3 protein-coding genes are annotated in these 1,858 nt (G+C 63.1%); all 3 read right to left on the reverse strand.

What is annotated here, in order from left to right; all coding sequences use genetic code 11:
* Positions 1-693: AraC family ligand binding domain-containing protein (locus EN984_RS33090; RefSeq protein ID WP_164765854.1), on the reverse strand; the 693-nt coding region annotated here is incomplete at its 3' end.
* A gap of 334 nt (positions 694-1,027) precedes the next feature.
* Positions 1,028-1,321: a DUF982 domain-containing protein gene (locus EN984_RS33095; RefSeq protein ID WP_127270014.1), complete on the reverse strand. Its 294-nt coding sequence runs from the start codon at positions 1,319-1,321 to the stop codon at positions 1,028-1,030.
* A 97-nt stretch (positions 1,322-1,418) separates the two neighbouring features.
* A complete protein-coding gene (locus EN984_RS33100; RefSeq protein WP_013530720.1) occupies positions 1,419-1,646 on the reverse strand; it encodes a hypothetical protein in 228 nt (75 codons plus the stop codon).
* Positions 1,647-1,858: the final 212 nt, after the last annotated feature.

The following is a 1,858-nucleotide window of genomic DNA, read 5'->3' on the forward strand; positions in this document are numbered from 1 at the left end:
CTTCACATACTGCACCAGCGACATGCCGGTGTGACGGCGAAACGAGCGTGAGAAAGCGCCGGTCGATTGGCCGGCGATGGCGGCGAGGTCCGCCTCGTCGAACAGCTGCGTCAGGTTTTCCCTGATATAGGCGAGCGCCTTATTCATGCCGGCGGTCATGTAGCCGGAGGGATCGGGCCGGTAGCTGGCGCTGGCCAAAAGCTGGAATTCCTGGGCGCGGCTGAGCAGGCCGGCGATCATCATGAACAGCTCGATGCGGCGCACACCTTGTGCCTGCATCATCTCTTCCATCAGCGGCGCCAGCGCCTTGCTGGTGCGGCTGGAAAACAGCACGCCGCGACGTGACGCCTCGAGCAGAGCCGTGAGCCCCGCCAACTCCGGCAGCACATGCATGGCATCGCCGATGAAACTTTCGGAAAACTGAATGATGCGGCCGCGCAGCGGGATCGAACTGTCCCTGGCGATATCGCTGACCCAATTGTGCGGCAGGTTCGGCCCGGTCAGCACCAGATTGCCCGGCTCGAACTCGCCGATGAAGTCGCCGACGAAATAGCGGCCGTTGGTGAAGATCACCTGATGCAGTTCATATTCGGGATGGAAGTGCCAGCGCACCGTATGGAAGGGGTAGCCGTGCGACCACGCCTTGAAGGACTCACCGCGTCGTATCTGGACAACTTCCAGGTCCGGTTCCATGTCCGTTTCCTCCCGGGCCGGCACGGATATTTGCCGCGTTCGGCCCAATTCCCTAAACCGGCCGAATTGGTTTCGGCTCTGCATTTCAAGAGCCAAGGTACCGGCTCATGACAACAGGCGCCACCACGATTCAAGACAACGGATGATACTTTTTTAACCGGGAGGCGGCGCTCAGAAGCGCTATTCGGGCAGAACAGGTCAGTCTTGCTGACGCGTTCGCTCAATGACCAACGACAATGCCGCCCGCCCGGAAAGGAATTCCGGCGTCTCCGTGTTCGCCTGGCTTATCGCAAGACCATGGTCTTCAGGCGCTGTGCAGCGCCGCATCGTCAGTTCACCTCGTGCGCAGCGCACCACCGGCCGCCGTCGCGAGCGGCGTAACCATCTCCGGCACCAATATGTCGTGGCGGCGCGCGAAGCTGACCAGCGTGGCCCGCACCGTCTCCGGATCGATCTCGCCGACGATGCCCGCCTTGCAAGCGTTGAGTGCGACGGCATGGGCGCCGTTGCGGCCGGCGCTCGGCCAGTCCTGCAGCAGTGCGTAAGCTTCCATCACGCTGTCGATCTTCCTCGGAAAGCCCATTCCGACCAGAAGTGTGACCGGTTCCTCAAATTGCCCGTGATTCATGGCTTGTGCCTCCTCTCGATTGTTCAGGGCCTGTAGCGGGCCGAGCACCGGGAGCGCGGCCCGCCGCGAATAGGTGAATGGACTGGCCGATTTCCGTTCAGCCGCTGCCGGCGGATACCTCGGATGTTGCCGACACTTGCTGCGCGGCGAGGAACATCAGTGCCGACGCCGCGGTTCGCCGGTTCCAGCCGGCAGCTTCAGCCATGTCGAGCAGCCCTGCCAGCAGCGGCTTCAGCACGTTCCTGCATTCTGTTTCATAGGCCAGGAATTCCTTCGCCTGGTGCGTAGGAGCCGGTACGGATCCGAGGCCAGCCATTGCATCCATCTTTACCTCCACTTTCTCTTCGGATGACGCCCGCTCCCCGCCAGGGAAGCGGGCGGATGGGCCGTGACCTCAGAAGTCCATACCGGCGCCGGCGGGCATTGCCGGGGCGGCGGCTTCCTTCTTCGGCTTCTCGGCCACCATCGCCTCCGTGGTCACCAGCAGGCCGGCGACCGATGCCGCGTCCTGGAGAGCGGTGCGCACCACCTTGGCCG

This window comes from Mesorhizobium sp. M7A.F.Ca.CA.004.12.1.1 (genome assembly GCF_003997835.1).
In the GTDB taxonomy this organism is placed as follows: domain Bacteria; phylum Pseudomonadota; class Alphaproteobacteria; order Rhizobiales; family Rhizobiaceae; genus Mesorhizobium.

What these genes read in the sequence shown, in the direction of transcription:
- EN984_RS33095 (WP_127270014.1), bottom strand. Translation starts at nt 1,321, where the DNA reads ATGAATCACGGGCAATTTGAGGAACCGGTCACACTTCTGGTCGGAATG.
- EN984_RS33100 (WP_013530720.1), bottom strand. Translation starts at nt 1,646, where the DNA reads ATGGATGCAATGGCTGGCCTCGGATCCGTACCGGCTCCTACGCACCAG.